Origin of the sequence: Bradyrhizobium sp. NDS-1 (assembly GCF_032918005.1) — a bacterium.
Lineage (GTDB): Bacteria > Pseudomonadota > Alphaproteobacteria > Rhizobiales > Xanthobacteraceae > Bradyrhizobium > Bradyrhizobium tunisiense.
In genome coordinates this window covers 4,838,474-4,857,507 of sequence record NZ_CP136628.1, presented here as the reverse complement: position 1 = coordinate 4,857,507, position 19,034 = coordinate 4,838,474, and the positions used below count along the sequence as shown (strand labels likewise).

The 19,034-nt window shown below is 64.5% G+C and carries 15 protein-coding genes; 9 read left to right on the top strand and 6 right to left on the bottom strand.

The features are described from left to right. Positions 1–59: 59 nt before the first annotated feature. Positions 60–968 (top strand): amino acid ABC transporter substrate-binding protein, encoded by a 909-nt coding sequence (locus RX330_RS23025; protein WP_317239927.1) that lies wholly within the window; start codon positions 60–62, stop codon positions 966–968. 200 nt (positions 969–1,168) lie between these two features. On the opposite strand, the gene RX330_RS23020 is transcribed toward RX330_RS23025, so the two are convergent. The 3 genes from RX330_RS23020 to RX330_RS23010 all read right to left on the bottom strand — a co-directional run bounded on the left by RX330_RS23020 (position 1,169) and on the right by RX330_RS23010 (position 5,254). Beyond that, a complete protein-coding gene (locus RX330_RS23020) occupies positions 1,169–2,380 on the bottom strand; it encodes an acyl-CoA dehydrogenase family protein (RefSeq protein ID WP_317239926.1) in 1,212 nt (403 codons plus the stop codon). Positions 2,381–2,414: 34 nt separating this feature from the next. Beyond that, positions 2,415–3,524, bottom strand: coding sequence for a glycoside hydrolase family 172 protein (locus tag RX330_RS23015; protein WP_317239925.1), 1,110 nt, complete (start codon positions 3,522–3,524; stop codon positions 2,415–2,417). A gap of 104 nt (positions 3,525–3,628) precedes the next feature. Then, positions 3,629–5,254 carry a long-chain fatty acid--CoA ligase gene (locus RX330_RS23010; protein WP_317239924.1) on the bottom strand — a complete coding sequence of 542 codons (1,626 nt, stop codon included), beginning with the start codon at positions 5,252–5,254 and terminating at the stop codon, positions 3,629–3,631. A gap of 176 nt (positions 5,255–5,430) precedes the next feature. On the opposite strand from RX330_RS23010, the gene RX330_RS23005 reads away from it, so the two are divergent. From RX330_RS23005 to RX330_RS22980, 6 genes are all read left to right on the top strand, one after another. Further along, positions 5,431–7,284 (top strand): flavin-containing monooxygenase, encoded by a 1,854-nt coding sequence (locus RX330_RS23005; protein WP_317239923.1) that lies wholly within the window; start codon positions 5,431–5,433, stop codon positions 7,282–7,284. A gap of 34 nt (positions 7,285–7,318) precedes the next feature. Continuing rightward, on the top strand, positions 7,319–8,137 hold the full coding sequence (locus RX330_RS23000) for a lytic transglycosylase domain-containing protein (RefSeq protein WP_317239922.1): 819 nt from the start codon (positions 7,319–7,321) through the stop codon (positions 8,135–8,137). A 110-nt stretch (positions 8,138–8,247) separates the two neighbouring features. Continuing rightward, positions 8,248–8,469 (top strand): hypothetical protein, encoded by a 222-nt coding sequence (locus tag RX330_RS22995; RefSeq protein WP_018319783.1) that lies wholly within the window; start codon positions 8,248–8,250, stop codon positions 8,467–8,469. A 12-nt stretch (positions 8,470–8,481) separates the two neighbouring features. Next, positions 8,482–8,904, top strand: a complete 423-nt coding sequence (locus RX330_RS22990) for a hypothetical protein (RefSeq protein ID WP_212086891.1) — start codon at positions 8,482–8,484, stop codon at positions 8,902–8,904. Positions 8,905–9,285: 381 nt separating this feature from the next. After that, positions 9,286–9,732, top strand: coding sequence for a MaoC family dehydratase (locus tag RX330_RS22985; protein ID WP_212086888.1), 447 nt, complete (start codon positions 9,286–9,288; stop codon positions 9,730–9,732). Positions 9,733–9,831: 99 nt separating this feature from the next. After that, positions 9,832–10,329, top strand: coding sequence for a hypothetical protein (locus tag RX330_RS22980; protein WP_317239920.1), 498 nt, complete (start codon positions 9,832–9,834; stop codon positions 10,327–10,329). 52 nt (positions 10,330–10,381) lie between these two features. Here RX330_RS22980 and RX330_RS22975 read toward each other — a convergent pair whose 3' ends face one another. Both RX330_RS22975 and RX330_RS22970 read right to left on the bottom strand, forming a co-directional pair. Continuing rightward, positions 10,382–13,570, bottom strand: coding sequence for a multidrug efflux RND transporter permease subunit (locus tag RX330_RS22975; RefSeq protein ID WP_317239919.1), 3,189 nt, complete (start codon positions 13,568–13,570; stop codon positions 10,382–10,384). Positions 13,571–13,732: 162 nt separating this feature from the next. Then, positions 13,733–14,977, bottom strand: a complete 1,245-nt coding sequence (locus tag RX330_RS22970; RefSeq protein WP_317239918.1) for an efflux RND transporter periplasmic adaptor subunit — start codon at positions 14,975–14,977, stop codon at positions 13,733–13,735. Between the two features lie 200 nt (positions 14,978–15,177). Here RX330_RS22970 and RX330_RS22965 point away from each other — a divergent pair, with 200 nt between their 5' ends. Then, positions 15,178–15,783 carry a TetR/AcrR family transcriptional regulator gene (locus RX330_RS22965; RefSeq protein WP_317239917.1) on the top strand — a complete coding sequence of 202 codons (606 nt, stop codon included), beginning with the start codon at positions 15,178–15,180 and terminating at the stop codon, positions 15,781–15,783. 10 nt (positions 15,784–15,793) lie between these two features. Here the strand turns inward: RX330_RS22965 and RX330_RS22960 are convergent, their stop codons facing one another. Continuing rightward, entirely contained in the window at positions 15,794–17,290 is a 1,497-nt protein-coding gene (locus RX330_RS22960; RefSeq protein ID WP_317239916.1) for an amidase, read from the bottom strand. A gap of 515 nt (positions 17,291–17,805) precedes the next feature. Between RX330_RS22960 and RX330_RS22955 the strand changes: the two genes are divergently transcribed. Then, positions 17,806–19,023, top strand: coding sequence for a multidrug effflux MFS transporter (locus RX330_RS22955; protein ID WP_317239915.1), 1,218 nt, complete (start codon positions 17,806–17,808; stop codon positions 19,021–19,023). Positions 19,024–19,034: the final 11 nt, after the last annotated feature.

The window sequence follows — 19,034 nt, the reverse complement described above, 5'->3', positions numbered from 1 at the left end:
TATCACCTTGCACGATTGCGCGCCGGCGCAGTTGACGATTACTCCCTGAGGAGCCACCGATGCGTCTTACGACTGTTCTCCTGGCCGCCACATGTCTTGCGGGCGCCGCTTCGGCGGAAGATCTCTCGGGCACCCTCCAGAAGATCAAAGAGACGAAGAAGATCACGCTGGGTTATCAGGAAGCCTCGGTCCCCTTCAGCTATCTGGACGGCAACCAGAAGCCGGTCGGCTTTGCCATGGATATCTGCCTGAAAATCGTCGATGCCGTGAAGAAGCAGCTCGGCATGCCCGACATCGCCGTCGATACGCTCGCGGTAACGTCGTCGAACCGGATTCCGCTGATGGTCAACGGCACCCTTGATCTGCATTGCTCGGCGACCACGAACAATGCCGATCGCCAGAAGCAGGTTGCCTTCACCAACACGCATTTCCTCAGTGCGACGCGATTTGCAGCCAAGAAGGCTGCAAAGATCAACACCATCGACGATCTCAAGGGCAAGGCGGTCACGGCCGTGGCCGGGTCGGTCAACCTGACGCAGCTCGCCAAGGTCAACACCGAGCGCAATCTCGGCATCAATGTGATGCCGGCCAAGGACCAGGCCGAGGCCTTCCTGCTGTTGGAAACCGACCGCGCCCAGGCCTATGCACTCGACGACGTCCAGCTCGCGGTCGCGATCGCGCGGTCGAAGGACCCGCAAGCCTTCATGATCAGCGAAGAGGCTTTCTCGAAGCCGGAGCCCTACGGGATCATGCTGCGGCGGGAGGATGCGCCGTTCAAGGCGCTCGCCGATCGCGCCACGGCGGAGCTCTACGCCAGCCCGGAGATCGAGGTGCTCTACAAGAAATGGCTGCAGTCGCCGACGCCGCCGAACGGCCTCAACTACAACGTCCCGCTGTCGGCCGCCTTGCGCAACGCCTTCAAGAAGCCGAGCTGGAGCGCAGATCCGGACGTGTACGTGGTGAACTGAGGCGGGGGGCGAGGCGCGCTGCGCGCTGCTGTGCCCTCTCCCCTTGCGGGAGAGGGCAGCTCCGCTGGTCGATCCACATTCACTGGGGTGAGGGGTCTGCCTCCGCGGAGAGAGACCCCTCATCCGGCGCTTCGCGCCACCTTCTCCCGCAAGGGGAGAAGGAAGTGCGCACCGCCGTCGCCGCACCAAACGCGCAGCTTCTAAGCATTCGAGTATTTCTTCAGCTCGAACCGCGCGATCTGGTTTCTGTGCACCTCGTCGGGACCGTCGGCAAGACGCAGCAGGCGCGCGGTGGCGTAGGCCTGGGTCAAACCGAAATCGTTCGAGGTGCCGCCGCCGCCATGGGCCTGGATCGCCCAGTCGATGATCTGGCAAGCCATGTTCGGCACGGCGACCTTGATCATCGCGATCTCGGCCTTCGCCACCTTGTTGCCGACCGTGTCCATCGCGTAAGCCGCGTTCAGCGTCAGCAGCCGTGCCTGCTCGATCATGATGCGGGCTTCCGCGATGCGCTCCTGCGTCACCGTCTGCTCCGAGACCGGCTTGCCGAAGGCGACGCGGCTGCGGACGCGACGGCACATCTTCTCCAGCGTGCGTTCGGCGAGGCCAATCAGCCGCATGCAGTGGTGGATGCGGCCGGGACCGAGGCGGCCCTGCGCGATCTCGAAACCGCGGCCCTCGCCGAGCAGCATGTTTTCCTTCGGGACCCGCACATTGGTGAAGACGACCTCGGAGGCGCGATCGGGCACGCCGTAGAAGCCGAACACGGGCAGGGCGCGCTTCACCTCGATGCCTGATGTCTCCATCGGCACCAGGATCATGGATTGCTGCTTGTGCCGGTCCGGATTGTCAGGATCGGTCTTGCCCATGAAGATGCAGATCTTGCAGCGGGGATCCGTCGCGTTGGTCGTGTACCATTTGCGCCCGTTGATCACGTAATGATCGCCGTCGCGCACGATCGAGCTCTCGATGTTGGTGGCGTCGGATGATGCGACCGCAGGCTCCGTCATGGCGAAGCAGGAGCGGATCTCGCCTGCCAGCAACGGCTTCAGCCAACGCTCCTTGTCCTTTTCGGTGCCGTATCGCTCCAGCACCTCCATGTTGCCCGTATCGGGCGCCGAGCAGTTGAACACCTCAGGGGCCAGATGCGAGCGGCCCATCACCTCGCAGAGCGGGGCGTATTCGAGATTGGTCAGGCCCGCGCCATGGCTGGATTCCGGCAGGAACAGATTCCAGAGGCCTTCCTTGCGCGCCAGCGGCTTCAGCTCCTCGACGACGGGAAAGACCTTCCACGGTCCCAGCTCTTCGGCCTCGCGATAGAACCGCTCCTCGTTCGGATAGATGTGCCGGTCCATGAAGCTCTCGAGCTTGCGCTTGAGCTCGACGACTTTTGGCGAAATCGGGTAGAGCATCTCTGGTCTCCTTGGTGGTCGAGCGGCGGCAGGATCAGCCGATCTCGAGATAGTCCGGGTCGGGCAGCTTCGGGAATGGCGCGGTCGGCAGCGCCTGGTACCAGAACGCGACCGAGGCGATGTCGTCCTGCAGTGGAAGGTACTTTCCGTCCTTCGTGCCGGGCAGCCAGCCCAGCGCCTGGATCGTTACGCGCAAATCGGAGCGGAAGCGCACGGGGTCGGGAATGTGCCAGCGATAGAGGCCGAAGCGCTGCTGCGATTTGTAGACGCCGTCAGGGCGGATCACTTGCGGCAGGCCGGCATAGGGCGTGGTGAACTCCACGTAGCGCGATTGCCCCTGGCCGGCATGCGCCACATGGGGATCGAAATTGTAGGCGCCGCAGAAATAGTCCTCGGTGCCGGTGCCGCAGATCGTCGGGAATTCGCCGTCGCCGTCGATGAAGAACTTGATCTCGCCTTCGCCCCACCAGCCGTTGTTGTTGACGCCCCACGCCATGTAGGTGCCGACATAATGGCCGGCGCCGCTGATGCCGTCGAGGATGGTGTAGACCTGCTTGTAAGGCAGCGGATTGGTGCGACGGAACTGCGCATGAAAATAGGCGCAGTCCTCGGGCACGTCGGTCAGGGTGTAGTTGATTTGGTAGTAGACCGTCAGCTGCTCCTCACTGCGGTTCTCCAGCGTGAAACGCGCACGCTTGCGAAACGGCATTTCCCAATAGCAGTTGAAGGCGCGGCCGGGATTGACGCAAACCGCGAGCGAGGACACCTGCGCGAACTCTTCCCATCCGCAGGCGAAGAAATCGCCGGCCGGGCATTCGACGCTCGGCTGTTCCTGGTCGTCCCAGTAGATGCGCAGAATCGAGTGGCGCAGCCGTCCGCGGGCCAGCGTCATCCAGATCTGCTGGATCGCGCCCTGACCCCGGATGTCGGCGAGCGTGAAAGTCGTGCCCGGATCGATGACGACATAGGGAGAGACTTTCCATCCCTGTCCGAGATCGCGGGCCTGGCGCGCGGCGGGGCCGTCGACGGACATGCCGCCCTTGCCCTTCTCGCCGGTGAAGTTCTCGGGGCTGATCGAGCGCGTCTGCGCATCCGACAGGCGCGATAGATTGCCGAGATGCAGGCCCAATCCGGAAAACGCCATGGTGTCCTCGATAAGGGATTAGCGACGTCTCGCTATATCGCCTCCAAATCTACCAAAAGATGAAGATGGTTGCGCACGGAGAGGCCCGTGCGCAGCCGCAGAGGTCACGCGACGCGGTACTCCCTGAACTTCTCGCGCAGGGCCGACTTCAGCACCTTGCCGGTCCCCGTCATCGGAAATTCGTCGAGGAATTCGACGGCGTCCGGCATCCACCAGCTCGCAATCTTCGGTCGCATGTGGTCGAGCAGCGTCTTGCCGTCGACCGTCGCGCCCTTCTTGCGGACGACGAGGAGGAGGGGGCGCTCCTGCCATTTCTCGTGGTTGATCGCGACCACGGCGGCCTGCAGCACGTCGGGATGGGACAAGGCAACGTCCTCGAGCTGGATCGAGGAGATCCATTCGCCGCCGGACTTGATCACGTCTTTGGAGCGGTCGGTCAGCGTGACGTGGCCTTGAGGATCGATCACGGCCATGTCGCCGGTGATCAGCCAGCCGTCGCGGTCGAGGCCCTCATCCAGCTTCATGTAGCCGGAGGCGACCCACGGCCCGCGGGCGCGCAGATGGCCGACGGTCTTGCCGTCGCGCGGCAGCTCGACGCCGGCATCGTCGACGATGCGCAAGGCTGTGCCGAAACAGGCGCGGCCGGAGACCTGGCGGCGGTCGAATGTCTCGGTCTCGCCGAGATGTTCCGATCCTGGTCGCAGGCCCGGCATCGAGCAGCCCAGCGCCTCGGTCATGCCCCAGGCCTGGATGTAGTCGATGTTGTAGTCGCGCTTGAGCTTCTCGATCATCGCGCGCGGCGGGGCCGAGCCCGACGACAGCGTTGCGCGCAGCGTCGAGAATTTGTTTCCGGTGCGGCCCAGCCAATCGAGCAGGATCAGCCAGAAGCTAGGCACCCCCGCCGACAGCGTCACTTTCTCGCCTTCGAGCAGTTCATAGAGCTTGTCGGGTTCATAGTTGCGGCCGGGCAGCACCAGCTTCGAGCCGGTATAGGGCGCGGTGAACGGCATGTTCCAGCCATTGCCGTGGAAGAGAGGCGCCATCGGCATCATCACCTCCCGCACGCCTTCGAGATGTCCCGGCAGGAAGTCGAAATTGCAGCAGGTCATGGTCTGCAGGATCGCGGCGCGGTGCGAATAGATCACGCCCTTGGGATTGCCTGTCGTGCCGGACGTGTAGCAGATAGTGGAGGCGGATTTTTCGTCGAACTCCGGCCAGGCGAAACCGGCCTCGTTCTCCTTTTCCAGAAGCTCCTCGTAGCAATGCACATTGGCAAGTTTCGTCTCGGGCATGCGCTCGCGCGAGGACATCACGACGTAAGCCTCGATCGTTTTCAGCTGCGGCGCGATCGCCTCGACGAGCGGCAGCGTGGCGCGGTCGATGAAGAGGAGGCGGTCTTCGGCGTGGTTGATGATGTAAACGAGCTGTTCGGGAAACAGCCGCGGGTTGACGGTGTGCAGCACATAGCCCATCCCCGGCGCGGCGTAGAACATCTCGAAATGCCGGTGGGTGTTCCAGGCCAGCGTGCCGACGCGGTCGCCTTTCTTCATGCCGAGCCGCTTCAACGCCAGCGCCATGCGCTTGATGCGTGGATGAGCGTCGGCATAGGTGTAGCGGTGGATGTCGCCCTCGATCTCGCGCGCGACGATCTCGGCTTCGCCGTGATAGTCCGCGGCGAACTGGATCAGGCCGCTGATCAGAAGCGGCATGTCCATCATCAACCCTTGCATGGTCTCCTCCACAGCCACGTCGTTGCGTGGCGTACGCTTGTGATTTGCGATCGAGGTTAGCGGAACGTCGCGCGGCGTTCACGCAAAAAGATGGGACGTGATTGCATGCGTCACTTTTTCGGGGCTAACGTGAGGTGAGCTGCCGGCGAAGCGGCGCTCTTCCGTGGAGGAAATGCATGTCAGCGGAAAGACACAAGACCGGTGCAGCCGGCGAACCTACGGTCGACATTGCGGCTCTCCGCGCGCGCTACCGTGACGAGCGCGACCGTCGTTTGCGGGCCGAGGGCAAGGCTCAGTATGTCGAGGTTACCGGCGATTTCGGCCGCTACCTCGACGACCCCTGGGCCGATCCCGGATTTGCACGCTCAGCTATCAATGAAGAGACGGAAGTGCTCGTCGTCGGCGGCGGCTTTGGCGGCCTTCTCTGCGGCGCGCGCCTGCGCGAGGCTGGCATCGATGAGTTCCGCATCGTGGAAAAGGCTGCCGACTTCGGCGGCACCTGGTACTGGAATCGTTATCCTGGCGCTGCCTGCGATACCGAGAGCTACATCTATCTGCCGCTGCTGGAAGAGACCGGCTACATGCCCGTGCGCAAATATGCCCGGGCGCCGGAGATCTACGAGCACTCCCGCCGCATCGGCCGTCATTTCGGTCTCTACGAGCGCGCGCTGTTTCAGACCGTCATCTCGCGAATGGTGTGGCAGGAGCACGAGGCGCGTTGGCTGGTCGAGACCGATCGCGGCGACCAGATCCTTGCACGCTTCGTCATTCTTGCCGGAGGTCCGCTCAGCCGGCCGAAGCTGCCGGGCATACCCGGCATCGAATCCTTCAAGGGCCACAGCTTTCATACCAGTCGCTGGGATTACGGCTATACCGGCGGCGATGCGGATGGCGGTCTGACCGGGCTTGCCGACAAGCGCGTCGGGATCATCGGCACTGGCGCCACCGCCGTGCAATGCGTGCCGCATCTCGGCCGCTCCGCGAAGGAGCTCTATGTGTTTCAGCGCACGCCATCGGCGATCGGCGTGCGCGACGACCGGCCGACGGATCAGGGCTGGGCACAGAACCTCGAGCCCGGCTGGCAACGCGAGCGCATGGACAATTTCACCGCCGTGATCTCGGGCGAGCCGTTCGAACGGGATTTGGTGCAGGACGGCTGGACCGGCCTGCTTGGCGAGATCCTGCTGGCGCCGCGTCGTCAGGCGCAACCCGTGACCTCGATGGAGGAGGCGCTGAAGGTCATCGAGCAGGCCGACTACCGCAAGATGGAGGAGATCCGCGCCCGCGTCGATGCGGTCGTCAATGACGAGGCGACTGCAGAGGCGCTCAAGCCCTGGTACAAGGCGTTCTGCAAACGGCCGTGCTTTCACGACGAATATCTCGACACCTTCAATCGTCCCAACGTGCATCTCGTCGATACCGACGGGAAGGGCGTCGAGCGCATCACCGAGAACGCCGTCGTGGCTGGCGGCAAGGCCTACGAGCTCGATTGCCTGATCTATGCCAGCGGTTTCGAGGTCGGCACCGATTACGCGCGACGCATGGGCTTCGAGGTCTATGGCCGCGGCGGCACGAGCCTGTCCGAGCGCTGGCAGGACGGCGTCAAGACGATGCACGGTTTCTACAGCCGCGGCTTCCCGAACTGCTTCCTGATCGTCACCGTGCAGGCGGGCCAGAGTGCCAACTTCCCGCACATCATCGACGAGCAGTCGCAGCACATCGCGTACGTGATCAAGCAGGCCCGCAAGCGCAAGGTGCGAACCCTGGAGCCGACATTGGCCGCCGAGAATGCCTGGGTCGACGAGGTCGTCAGGGCCGCGCTCGGCCGCCAGACTTACCTAGCCGAATGCACGCCCGGCTACTACAACAACGAAGGCGTGTTCGATCCGATCGCGGCAAGAAACAGCCAATATTGGCGCGGGCCGGTGGCATTCCTGCGGCTGCTCGACAAATGGCGGAAGGAAGGCAATCTGGAAGGCCTCGAATTGTCCTATGATCAGGCCATGGAGTCGGCGCGTTCGAGCAGGTAAGATTGCGATCGGTTCACGACGGGAGATGGTGGGTATGATCAGGGGCAGGTCTGTTGCGGGGGCGGTTTTTGGCGCGGTGGCGCTGCTTGGTTGCCTGGCGCCCGCCGCCGAGGCCGCGCAGTGCGGTAGCTCGCCGGCCGGCTTTGAGGCCTGGAAGCGCGAATTCAGTGCGGAGGCACAGGGCAAGGGCATCGGCCAGACCGCGCTCGCCGCGCTGATGCAGACCAATTACGCCAGCGCGACCATTGCAGCCGACCGCGGCCAGCGCAGCTTCCAGCTGACGCTCGACCAGTTCCTGGCCAAGCGCGGCGCCACCACCATCGTCGCCAAGGGGCGGCAGCTCAAGCAATCGCAGGCCGCCTTGTTCGCCTCCATCCAGGAGCGCTATGGCGTCCCGCCCGGACCGCTGATCGCGATCTGGGGCATGGAGACCGGCTTCGGCAGCCAGCGCGGCAACCAGAACATGCTGTCGTCGATTGCGACCCTGGCCTATGACTGCCGCCGTCCCGAATTCTTCACCGACCAGCTCTATGCTGCATTGAAGCTGATTGACCGCGGCACGCTGTCGGGGGCAACGCGCGGCTCCATGCACGGCGAGGTCGGCCAGACCCAGTTCATGCCCAAGAGCATCCTGGCCTATGGCACCGGTAACCTCGAAGTGGCTGCCAACGCGCTGAATTCGACGGCGAATTTTCTCAGGGCTCACGGCTGGAAAGCAGGAGCCGGCTACCAGCCGGGCGAGCCGAATTTCGCCGCCATCGAGGCCTGGAATGCCGCCGGCGTCTATCAGAAGGCGATCGCGCTGATGGGCCGGCAGATCGACGAGGGCGGCGGGGCTGCGGCTTTGCGCTAGGCCGCTCAGCAAGGCGTGATGCGCCGGTGTGAGAAAGTTGTTGCCATCTGGAACAGACGGCATGACGTTTGCTTTGATCAGATTCAGGGCTGGGCATGAGGAGACTCAACATGGCTACCCAGATCGTGATGGACCAGACTGGCGATACACGCCACGAGTTTGATCCTGGCAATGCCGAGGCGCTGGCGCGAGCCGAACGGCGCTTTCGGGAGCTGACCGGCGCGGGCTTCACCGCCGCCCTGCGAAACGGACCTGGCGAAGTCACCCGTATCAGATCGTTCGACCCGACCGCGCAGGAAACGCTGTTCTATCCCCGCCTGGTCGGCGGTTGATCTGAGCTGGTCATGATCGCGGCTGTTTGGCTCCGCGCGCCGGCGCGTGCGCGTCTGCATGCGCTGCGCGAACTCTATCGGCGGTTCTTCGGCGAGAATACGCCGGATGCCCGCGGCCGCCGGCTGCTGTTCGAATGGCTCTCGCCCGCGCAACGCGCGCAATTCGAGGAGCACCGGTATTTCGACGTCGTCGGCTGCGACACCGGCAAGACCTATCGCATTCACTACGGCACCGCGGCCAACGTCCACGAAATCGACGGCGAGGGTCGGGCGTTGATGGGATGGTGCTTCGTCCCGTCAGGCTTCCTCGTGCCCGGCGACGTGATGCTGGCGCAGAAGATCGCGCTCGAGACCGACGAGAAGGGAGCGTTGGCGCTCGCCAACCGGTTTCCGCCGGCCACGCATTCGGAGCACTTCTATCGGCGGCCGTTCTAGGGCCGACGACGGGTAGAGCCGTCAGTCGTGCGTCATCCGGTAGGCATCCACTGCATGCGCCGTGAAGACGCCGACGCTGCAAAGGGCGAGCAGGCCAGAAATCAGCTCGATCATAGCTCGTCCTCCCGCAGCGGCTCAGCAACGAGGTTTTGGCAGCAGGAATATTCGTAGATCAGTTCGAGGAGGAATTGCATGGTGGCCGTCCCTGTATTTATTTTGACAACTACTTAGACGACCATCTGTTTCAGGCGTGTTTCGTCACATTGGAAAAGCGGTTTCGCGGGGGAACCCCGGGGGCAGGTTTGTGCACTGCGGGCCCGGTATAGCTTAAGCCCTTAGCCGCGTTTTCGAGGGCGGCGCATCAGATTGCGAGGCAAAATCATGGCGCAGGTCGAATGGTTCGACGATCTCACCATCGGAATGCAGTTCAGGTCCCCCGAGGTCGAGGTCACCGAGGCCGACATCAAGCGCTTCGCCGCCGAGTTCGACCCGCAGCCGATGCATCTCGACCACGAGGCCGCCAAGCAGACCCTGTTCAAGGGGCTCGCTGCCTCGGGATGGCACACCGCCGCCATTGCCATGAACCTGGCCGTACAGACCCGTCCTTTCGGTCCGCACCCGCTCATCGGCGCCGGCGTCGATGGTCTGCGCTGGCCCGTTCCGGTGCGGCCCAACGATCGCCTGCATCTGATCGGGGAGGTCATGAGCCTGACGCCGTCGAAGTCGAAGCCGCAGGGCATCGCGCTCGTGAAGTGGACGATGTTCAACCAGAACGGCGAGGAGGTCTACACCTTCACTCCGATCGCAATCGTACCGCGGCGGAGCTGAGGCCACGGCACGCCCTTGGCCTCATGCCGCGCCGCACACCCTTGCGGCTCGCCGGCAGAGGTGGTCATCTCGGTCCGGGGCAGACGCGGGAGGCCGGGAATGAAACGATTCCTTTTCGCAGCTGGCCTGCTCGCTGGGGCCTTGAGCGCCGGGCCGGCGCTTGCACAACAATCCAAGGTCGGCGACTGGACCATCGAGAAGCGTACGCAGGATACGCACTGCAATGCGAGCCGTGGCTACAAGGACAAGGATGACGAGAACCGCGACTACGTCATCGTGATCACCTATTCCGAGAAGGCGATCGTGATCGTGATGATCTACGAGGGCTGGGAATGGGAGAAGGTCGGCGAGATTCTTCGGGCCGATGTCGGCACTGACGATGCCGACATCATGAAGAAGGCGAAGTGGGAGGTCATGGACAAGACCACTGTGCGCGGCATCTTCGAATACGACCAGTCGATGATGGATCGCCTGTCGAAGGCCAAGCGCCTCACCATCGATTTCGAGGACGATGACGACGACAGTATCGAGATGCAGACGCCGCGCGCCGGCGAAGCGCTGGCGGCGCTGAAGTTCTGCGAGGAGAACCGGAAATAGCCGATCCGATCTCGTTGGTCCCGCCGGGGGCGTGTCCCGGCGGGACGCTGGCTCACTCGGCAGGCCCTGGGACCGGCACCGCGCTGACGTCGCTGCCGTGATGCGTCAGCGGCTTCATGCCGGTGACGGTCCGCAGCAGCACGTAGAACACCGGCGTCAGGAACAGGCCGAACACGGTGACGCCGATCATGCCGGAGAACACCGCAACGCCCATGGCGCGCCGCATCTCCGCGCCCGCGCCGGTCGAGAGCACCAGCGGCAGCACGCCCATGATGAACGCCATCGACGTCATCAGGATCGGGCGCAGCCTCAAGCGGCTCGCTTCGATCGCGGCCCGGATCGGCGTGCGGCCTGCGAATTCGAGCTCGCGCGCGAATTCGACGATCAGGATCGCGTTCTTGGCCGAAAGTCCCACGAGGACGATAAGCCCGATCTGGGTGAAGACGTTGTTGTCTCCCTTCGAGATCCAGACGCCGAACATCGCGGCCAGGAGGCCCATCGGCACGATCATGATGATCGAGAGCGGCAGGGTCAGGCTCTCATAGAGCGCGGCCAGCACGAGGAACACCAGGAGGATCGCAAGGGGGAATACCCAGATGCCGGAATTGCCGGCGATGAACTCCTGATAGGTGAGGTCGGTCCATTCGAAGGCAAACCCCGGCGGCAGCACCTCCGCCGCAATCCGCGTCGCAGCCTCCTGCGCCTGGCCCGATGAAAAACCGGGCGCCGCCGCCGCGTTGATGTCGGACGACAGGAACCCGTTGTAGCGGATCGCACGCTCCGGCCCCGCGCTCTGGCGGATTGTGAGCAGCGCCGACAACGGCACCATGTCGCCGGAGGACGAGCGGACCTTCAGCTGCCGGATGTCGTCGGCCCGCGCGCGGAACGGTGCGTCGGCCTGGACGCGGACGGAATAGGTGCGGCCGAACTTGTTGAAGTCGTTGACGTAGTAGGAGCCAAGATAGATCTGGAGCGTGTTGAACACCTCCGTGACGGGCACGCCAAGCTGCAGCGCCTTGGTGCGATCAATGTCGGCAAAGAGCTGGGGCACGTTGACCTGGAAGCTCGAGAACACGCCGGCGATCTCCGGCGCCTTCTGCATCGCCGCCATGAAAGCGTTCGTCGCCTCGTTGAGGGCTTCGTAGCCGAGACCGGCGCGGTCCTCGATCTGCAGCTTGAAGCCACCGATGGTCCCGAGGCCGTTGACCGGGGGCGGCGGGAACATGGCGATGAAGGCTTCCTGGATGCCGGCATATTTCTTGTTCAGCTCGGCGGCGATGGCGGGACCACTGAGCGAGGGATCCTTCCGCTCGTCGAACGGTTTGAGCGTCGAGAACACGATGCCGGCGTTGGAGGAGTTGGTGAAGCCGGAGATCGACAGGCCGGGGAAGGCGACCGAGCTCTCGACACCGGGCTGGGTCAGCGCGATGTCGCTCATCTTGCGGATCACCTCTTCGCTGCGGTCGAGCGCGGCGCCGTCTGGCAGGCGGGCGAAGCCGACCAGATATTGCTTGTCCTGGCCCGGCACGAAGCCGCCCGGCACCTGCTGGAACAAGAGGGCCGTGATGCCGACGAGAACCACATAGAGGCCCATCACCGCGGCCTTGCCCGAGATCACCTTGCTGACGCTGCCGCTGTAATTTTCCGAGGAACGCGTGAACGCCTTGTTGAAGCCGCGGAAGAACCAGCCAAGGCTCTTTTCCATGATCAGCGTCAGCCTGTCCTTCGGCTCATTGTGGCCCTTGAGCAGGAGTGCCGACAGTGCCGGCGACAGCGTCAGCGAGTTGACGGCCGAGATCACGGTCGAGATCGCGATGGTCAGCGCGAACTGCTTGTAGAATTGCCCCGTGAGGCCGGAGATGAAGGCGAGCGGCACGAACACCGCGACCAGCACCAGAGCGATCGCGATGATGGGTCCCGAGACCTCGCGCATCGCCTGATAGGTGGCGTCGCGCGGCGACAGGCCGGACTCGATGTTGCGCTCGACATTCTCCACCACGACGATGGCGTCGTCGACGACGATGCCGATCGCGAGCACCAGGCCGAACAGGCTGAGCGCGTTGATGGAGAAGCCGAACGCGTGCATCACGGCAAACGTGCCGACGATCGACACCGGCACGGCCAGCAGCGGGATGATCGATGCCCGCCAGGTCTGCAGGAACAGGATCACCACCAGCACGACCAGCGCAATCGCTTCCAGCAGCGTATGGATCACCGCCTCGATCGAGGAGCGCACGAACTGGGTCGGGTCATAGACGATCTGGTAGGACACGCCCTCGGGCATGTTCTTCTTGATCTCCGCCATGGTGGCGCGGACATTGTCGGAGATCTGGAGCGCGTTGGAGCCCGGCGCCTGGAAGATCGGGATCGCCACCGCCTGCTTGTTGTCCAGCAGCGAGCGCAGGCCGTATTCGGAGGCACCGAGTTCGACGCGCGCGACGTCGCGCAGGCGCACCACTTCACCGCGCCCGCCGGTCTTGACCACGATGTCGCCGAACTGCTCCTCGTTCGCGAGGCGGCCTTCCGCGTTGACGGAGAGTTGCAGGTCGATGCCCGCGACGTTCGGGGAGGAGCCGACCACGCCGGCGGCGGCCTCGACGTTCTGCGCCTGGATCGCCCGCACGATGTCGCTCGCGGTGAGGCCGTGCTCGGCGGCCTTCTGCGGATCGACCCAGATCCGCATCGAATAGTCGCCGGCACCATAAAGCTGGACGTCGCCGACGCCGTCGATCCGCGCGAGCCGATCCTTGACGTTGAGCACGGCGTAGTTGCGCAAATAAGTCATATCGTAACGGCCGTTCGGCGAGAGCAGGTGAACGACCATGGTGAGATCGGGCGACGACTTCTTGGTGATGATGCCGAGCTGGCGCACCACGGCGGGCAGGCGCGGCTCGGCCTGCTGCACGCGGTTCTGCACCAGCTGGGTCGCCTTGTCGGGGGCGGTGCCGAGCCGGAACGTCACGGTCAGCGTCATGGCGCCGTCAGTGGTCGCCTGGCTCGACATGTAGAGCATGTTCTCGACGCCGTTGATCTGCTCCTCGATCGGCGTCGCCACTGTCTCCGCGATCACCTTGGGATTGGCGCCGGGATAGGTCGCGCGCACCACGACGGAGGGCGGCACCACGTCCGGATATTCCGAGATCGGCATCGCGAACAGCGAGATCAGGCCGGCAAGGAAGATCAGGACCGACAGCACGCCGGCAAAGATCGGACGATCAATGAAGAATTTCGAGAGATTCATGGCTTTGCCCCTGGGCAAATTTCTTGGTCGTCCCCGGTCGGCTCCGCCGTCATTCCGGGGCGCGCGAAGCGCGAACCCGGAATCCAGAGATGATGTGATCGGAGTTTCGTACGCTCGAGATCCCGGGTTCGCGCGATGCGCGCCCCGGGATGACGAGGTGCGCTAGCGTTGCACGACGTCCTGGTTGCTGTGGTTGGAAGCCTGCTGTGGCCCACGCGCACCCATTGCGGCGACCTCGGTCTTGAGCAGGGCGCCCGGACGCACACGCTGCAGGCCGTTGACGACGATGCGATCGCCGGGCTTCAAGCCGTCAGTCACGATGCGCAATCCGTCCACGGCGCCGCCGAGCGTGACCGGCCGGTAGACCGCGCGGCTGTCGTCGCCGACCGCCATCACGAACTTCTTGTCCTGGTCGGTGCCGATCGCTCGCTCGTCGATCATCACGAGCGTCTGCTGCTTCGGCTGGCCCATGCGGACGCGGGCGAACTGGCCGGGGATGAGACGCCCGTCCTCGTTGCGGAAGACCGCGCGGACACGGATCGTGCCGCTCTGGCCGTTGACCTGGTTGTCGATGAGCTGGATATGGCCTTTCGCCGAGAGGCCGCCGGAGGTCGTCATCTCCACCGGGATCTGGTCGAGCTTGCCACGCTGGCCCGTGGCATCCGCGATCGAGTTCAGTGCACGCAGCACGATCTCCTCGTCCGCATCGAACGACGCATAGATCGGATTGACCGAGACCAGCGAGGTCAGCACCGGGGAGGCGGTGCCGGCGGCGACGAGATTGCCGACGGTGACCTCGATCTTGCCGACGCGGCCGTCCACGGGCGCGCGCACCTCGGTGTAGTCGAGATTGAGCTTTGCGGTCTGCAGCGTTGCCTCGGCCGCCTTCACGTTGGCGATCGCTTCCCGGTTGGCGTTCTCGCGCTGATCGAAATCGCGGCGTGTCACGACGGCGTTGCCGACGAGCTGCGCGCCGCGTTCGAGCTCGCTGGTGGTGAACACCACGCGTGCCTTCGCCGCCTCGAGCTGGGCGTTGGCCTTGTCGACCTCCGCCGCATAAGGCGCCGGATCGATCTTGAACAGGACGTCGCCCGCCTTCACCAGCGCGCCTTCAGTGAACTTGGTCGCAAGGATCGCGCCGGCGACGCGAGGGCGAAGCTCGACGCGGTTGATGGCCTCGAGCCGACCGGAGAAATCGTCCCACAGCGCGGTCTGCCGCGGTTCGATCATCGCGACGGTGACGGAAACGGCTTGTTCGGCCGCGGCGGCCGGTGCGGTCGCCTGCGCCGCGTGGAAGTAGCGGCCGGTCGCGATCGTACCAGCGACGGCAAGGGTGCCCACGACGGCCACGCCGCCGAGGAGGCGGCGAAAGCGGCCGGTACGGGAGGTATTTCGGGCGGGGTGCATTTGCGCGCTCCAGATATGTAGTGTTCACTACAGATGTGGAGCTGGATCTCGCAGTGCAAGATACTTATGTATCATTCACTAAAGAAAATTGTACGCCGATACCGCGACAATGGGAAGACACAAGAAAAAGAAAGCTAGAACAAATAGATAGGATCAGGCGTTAGGCCGATATTGGACGCCGATTCGGAGGAGACAGGCACATGGGCATGGGACGCCCCCGCGAATTCGATGCCGATATTGCGTTGGACCAGGCGATGGAAGTGTTTTGGCGCCATGGCTATGAAGGCGCCACCATCGCTCAGCTGACCGAGGCCATGGGCATCAATCCCCCGAGCCTCTATGCCTGTTTCGGCAACAAGGAAGGCCTGCTCAAAGCCGCGCTCGACCGCTACAGCAAGCTGCGCGGTTCCTGGATGGACGAGGTGGTCGCCGCCGCCACCGCCCGCGACGTCGCCGAGCGGATGCTGATGGGCATCGCCGACAAGCAGACCGATCCCGCCAATCCGCCCGGCTGCCTGCTCGTGCAGGGCGGCATCGCCTGCGGCAGCGGCTCCGAGAATGTCCCGTTCGAACTCGCCGCCCGCCGCGCCGAGAACGAAGACCAGCTCCGCGACCGCTTCATCCGCGCCAAGGCCGAGGGTGATCTCAAGCCGAGCTCCGATCCCGCCGCGCTCGCGCGCTATGTCCTGGCGGTGTCGGTCGGCATGGGCGTCATGGCCTCCTCGGGCGCGGATCGCGAAGCGCTGCGACAGGTGGCGAGCGTAGCCGTGCAGGCGGTCGAGGCGCAGTCGGCCGACAGAACGTAGTCGATCTCCATCATCTCGCGGATTGCATTGCAGGCAGCCCCGGCGGTGGCACAAAGCCGCCGAATTCGCGCTCGATCAGCCCGGCCAGCGCGATCGTCGTGCGGTCCTCGAGATAGGGGCCGATGATCTGGACGCCGATCGGCAGGCCCGAAGGCGTGCGCTCGATCGGGACGGCGGTTGCCGGAAGTCCGCAGGTCGAGGCGGGATCGGCCCAGATGAAGCAGGCATCCGAGTAATTGTAGAGCTTGCCGTCGATGTCGAGTTGCCGCGCATCGAACGGTTCGGACTGGTCCTGCGGAAAGGCCGGCACCGCTGCGGCCGGATAGATCACCGCGTCGAACTCGCGGAAAAACTGATGCCATTTCTGCTGCAGCTGCAGACGGGCCGCATCAGTCGCCAGCCACTCGCGATGAAGCATGCCCCAGCCGCGGGCGCGCTGGGCCTGCAGGCTGCGGTCGTCAGGCGCGAGTGTCGCGGCAAGCCCTTGCGCCTCCGCGAGGGCTGCCGGCGTGAGGCGGGGACTCCGCGCTCCGTTCAACAGCTTCATGTAAAGCCGGGCGGATTCAGCGAGATCGGGCAGCGATGGGCTCGCGCGCGCGACCCGTGCGCCCGATCTGTCGAGCCGGTCTGCCAGTCGCCCGATCGCCGAACGCACGGCGTCACCCGTCGGCATCAGCGGGTGAGTATCGATCACGAGAATCCTGAAATTCTTGAGATCGTCATGCCGCGGGGCGGGCAGCGCAAGGCGATAGCCGATGCCGTCGCGCGTCTCGTCCGGGCCGGCGATCACGTCGAGCGCCAGCGCAAGATCCGAAGCCGTGCGCGCCATCGGCCCGACGACAGCGAGATCGCCCTGGCCAGGGACGGGCGGTGCCGGCGGCAGGCTGTATCCGCGCAGCGGGACCAGGCCGAGGCTCGGCTTGTGTCCGAACACACCGCAGAAATGCGAGGGCACCCGGATCGAGCCGCCGATATCCGAGCCGATCGAGAGCGGACTGAACCCCGCCGCGAGGGCGGCTCCGCATCCGCCTGATGAGCCGCCGGGCGAGCGGCTGAGGTCCCAAGGATTGTTGGTCGTACCGTAGATCTCGTTGTAGCTCTGGAAATCCCTGAGCCCGATCGGGATGTTGGTCTTGCCGATGATGACGGCGCCCGCTGCCTTCAACCGCGAGACGACGAGGGCATCTTCCGCCGGTCGGAAATCCCTGAAATGCGGAAAGCCCCAGGTCGTCGGCAGGCCCGCGACGTTGAACGGTTCCTTGAGCGTCACGGGAATGCCGAGCAATGGCAACCGCTCGCCGCGCGCGAGCGCGGCATCGACGGCACGGGCTGCGTCTCTGGCCCGATCGAAATCGCGAACGATGATGGCGTTGATCTGCCCGTCCAGCGCCTCGATCCGCGCGATCGTGTGTTCGAGCAGCTCCGACGCAGACATCTTGCGCGCGCGCAGGACGTCCAGAAGTGTGCTGATCGATCTGTAATCCCACTCAGCGCCATCTGCGCTCATCACGAACTCCGTTGTATCCCATCGCCGTGCCGAGACTTCCGGATGCAAACCGATCCGGGCACCGAACATGCAACTTTGAAAGCGGGATGAGGAGGCAGCGCAATGGGCACCAGATCTGCTTGCCGGCGGCACCGATGCGGAAGCCGGGCTTCGAAGCAGCTATGCCTTCCGACCCGTTAACGGATCGGCGCGACTGCAAACTGACAAGCGGCCATCATGCAATTCTGCGCCTGTGTTGCCCGACGTGTCAAACGTCGGTGCTGGCGGGGCCTCGCGCGGTGCGGCGCAATATTCTTCAATGATTTGTACTTTGCATGGGGTTGTTTTCGCGTTTTTTGTTTGGAGGTCCCCCGGGCCGGACATCAACCGTCAGAGACGGTATCGATACGGGCGCTCCTAAGAATTCCTACACACAGTTCTGGCACGTTGCGCGCGACAATGTCCGCAACCTGCATCGTCGCTTCTTATCGCGCGCACGAAAAGACGGGCCCCGCGGGAACCGAGGGGCGTAAGCCATGACTGCACTAGCTTCCGACGCCGGTCGCGCCAGAGGCGGGATCGTGCCGATCCTGTTGTGCGTCGTGCCGTTCAGCCAGATTCCGCTCGATGCCTACACGCCCGGCCTGCCGCAGATGGTCGTGGATCTCGCCACTGATGCGGCCGCGATGCAGAACACCGTCACTGCCTACATGCTTGGCATGAGTTTGGCGCTGGTGCCGGTCGGCATCGCGTCCGACACGCTCGGCCGCCGCAACGTCCTGCTCGCGGGCCTGTCGGTGCTCGTCGCGATGAGCATCGCGTGTGCGCTCGCCACCAGCGCCTCGCTGCTGCTTGGCTTGCGCTTCCTGCAAGGCGTCGGCGGCTGCACCTGCCTCGTCGTCGCCTATGCGGTTGCGGCCGACTGCTTTCGCGGTCGCGAGCTCACGGCGATCTCCGGCCTGCTTGGTGCGGCCTGGGGGCTCGCGCCAGTGCTTGCGCCTGCGGCCGGCGGCTTCATCGTCGAGCTGACGTCATGGCGCGGCGTCTTCGTCATCATCGCCGCCGCCGCGGCGATCGTTGCCGTCATCGTCGCATGGCTTCTGCCCGAGACGCTGCCCGCTGATCGGCGGGCACCGTTCGATCCGCGCCGCACGGCCGGCATCCTGCGCGATGCGTTGCTGCGTCCGGGTTTCCTGGCTTTCGTCCTGGTGTTTGCCGCGGCGGCCAGTGCGCAGCTCGCGTTCGGTGTCGTTGCGCCCTTCTTCTACCAGACCGGCCTCGGTTATTCGGCCGCGATCTACGGCCTCGTCGCGCTCGGCCTCGGCGGCGTCAATCTCGCCGGCGAGCTCGGCTGCGCACATTTCGCGCGCTTCATGCCGGCGCGGGTGCTGGGCTTCGGCGCTTTCGCACTGTTTCTTGCCGGCTCGGTGGTCCTGACCGCAACAGGCATGATCCTCGGCCTCGACTTTGCGTCGATCACGATCGGCGGCGCGCTGGTGCTCGCCGGTTGCGGCGTGCTGTGTCCGATGATGTACGGCATGGCGCTCGGCCTGTTCGAACGCGACCACGGCCTGATCGGCGGTCTCATCAGCGCGCTCTGCTATCTCGCCGTCAGCGGCGCCATGGCGATCACGGCGGTATTGCCCGAGGCGACGCAGGCGCCGATCGGATGGCTCTATCTCGGCCTCTGCACAATTGCAGGCACGCTGCTCGCGATCTCGTTGCCGTCAGCGCGCCAGGCCACACGGACCTAGGGAAGGAACCA

Excerpts from the sequence above, each read along its gene's own strand:
- RX330_RS23025 (WP_317239927.1), top strand. The coding sequence starts at position 60 with ATGCGTCTTACGACTGTTCTCCTGGCCGCCACATGTCTTGCGGGCGCC.
- RX330_RS23020 (WP_317239926.1), bottom strand. The coding sequence starts at position 2,380 with ATGCTCTACCCGATTTCGCCAAAAGTCGTCGAGCTCAAGCGCAAGCTC.
- RX330_RS23015 (WP_317239925.1), bottom strand. The coding sequence starts at position 3,524 with ATGGCGTTTTCCGGATTGGGCCTGCATCTCGGCAATCTATCGCGCCTG.
- RX330_RS23010 (WP_317239924.1), bottom strand. The coding sequence starts at position 5,254 with ATGCAAGGGTTGATGATGGACATGCCGCTTCTGATCAGCGGCCTGATC.
- RX330_RS23005 (WP_317239923.1), top strand. The coding sequence starts at position 5,431 with ATGTCAGCGGAAAGACACAAGACCGGTGCAGCCGGCGAACCTACGGTC.
- RX330_RS23000 (WP_317239922.1), top strand. The coding sequence starts at position 7,319 with ATGATCAGGGGCAGGTCTGTTGCGGGGGCGGTTTTTGGCGCGGTGGCG.
- RX330_RS22995 (WP_018319783.1), top strand. The coding sequence starts at position 8,248 with ATGGCTACCCAGATCGTGATGGACCAGACTGGCGATACACGCCACGAG.
- RX330_RS22990 (WP_212086891.1), top strand. The coding sequence starts at position 8,482 with ATGATCGCGGCTGTTTGGCTCCGCGCGCCGGCGCGTGCGCGTCTGCAT.
- RX330_RS22985 (WP_212086888.1), top strand. The coding sequence starts at position 9,286 with ATGGCGCAGGTCGAATGGTTCGACGATCTCACCATCGGAATGCAGTTC.
- RX330_RS22980 (WP_317239920.1), top strand. The coding sequence starts at position 9,832 with ATGAAACGATTCCTTTTCGCAGCTGGCCTGCTCGCTGGGGCCTTGAGC.
- RX330_RS22975 (WP_317239919.1), bottom strand. The coding sequence starts at position 13,570 with ATGAATCTCTCGAAATTCTTCATTGATCGTCCGATCTTTGCCGGCGTG.
- RX330_RS22970 (WP_317239918.1), bottom strand. The coding sequence starts at position 14,977 with ATGCACCCCGCCCGAAATACCTCCCGTACCGGCCGCTTTCGCCGCCTC.
- RX330_RS22965 (WP_317239917.1), top strand. The coding sequence starts at position 15,178 with ATGGGCATGGGACGCCCCCGCGAATTCGATGCCGATATTGCGTTGGAC.
- RX330_RS22960 (WP_317239916.1), bottom strand. The coding sequence starts at position 17,290 with ATGAGCGCAGATGGCGCTGAGTGGGATTACAGATCGATCAGCACACTT.
- RX330_RS22955 (WP_317239915.1), top strand. The coding sequence starts at position 17,806 with ATGACTGCACTAGCTTCCGACGCCGGTCGCGCCAGAGGCGGGATCGTG.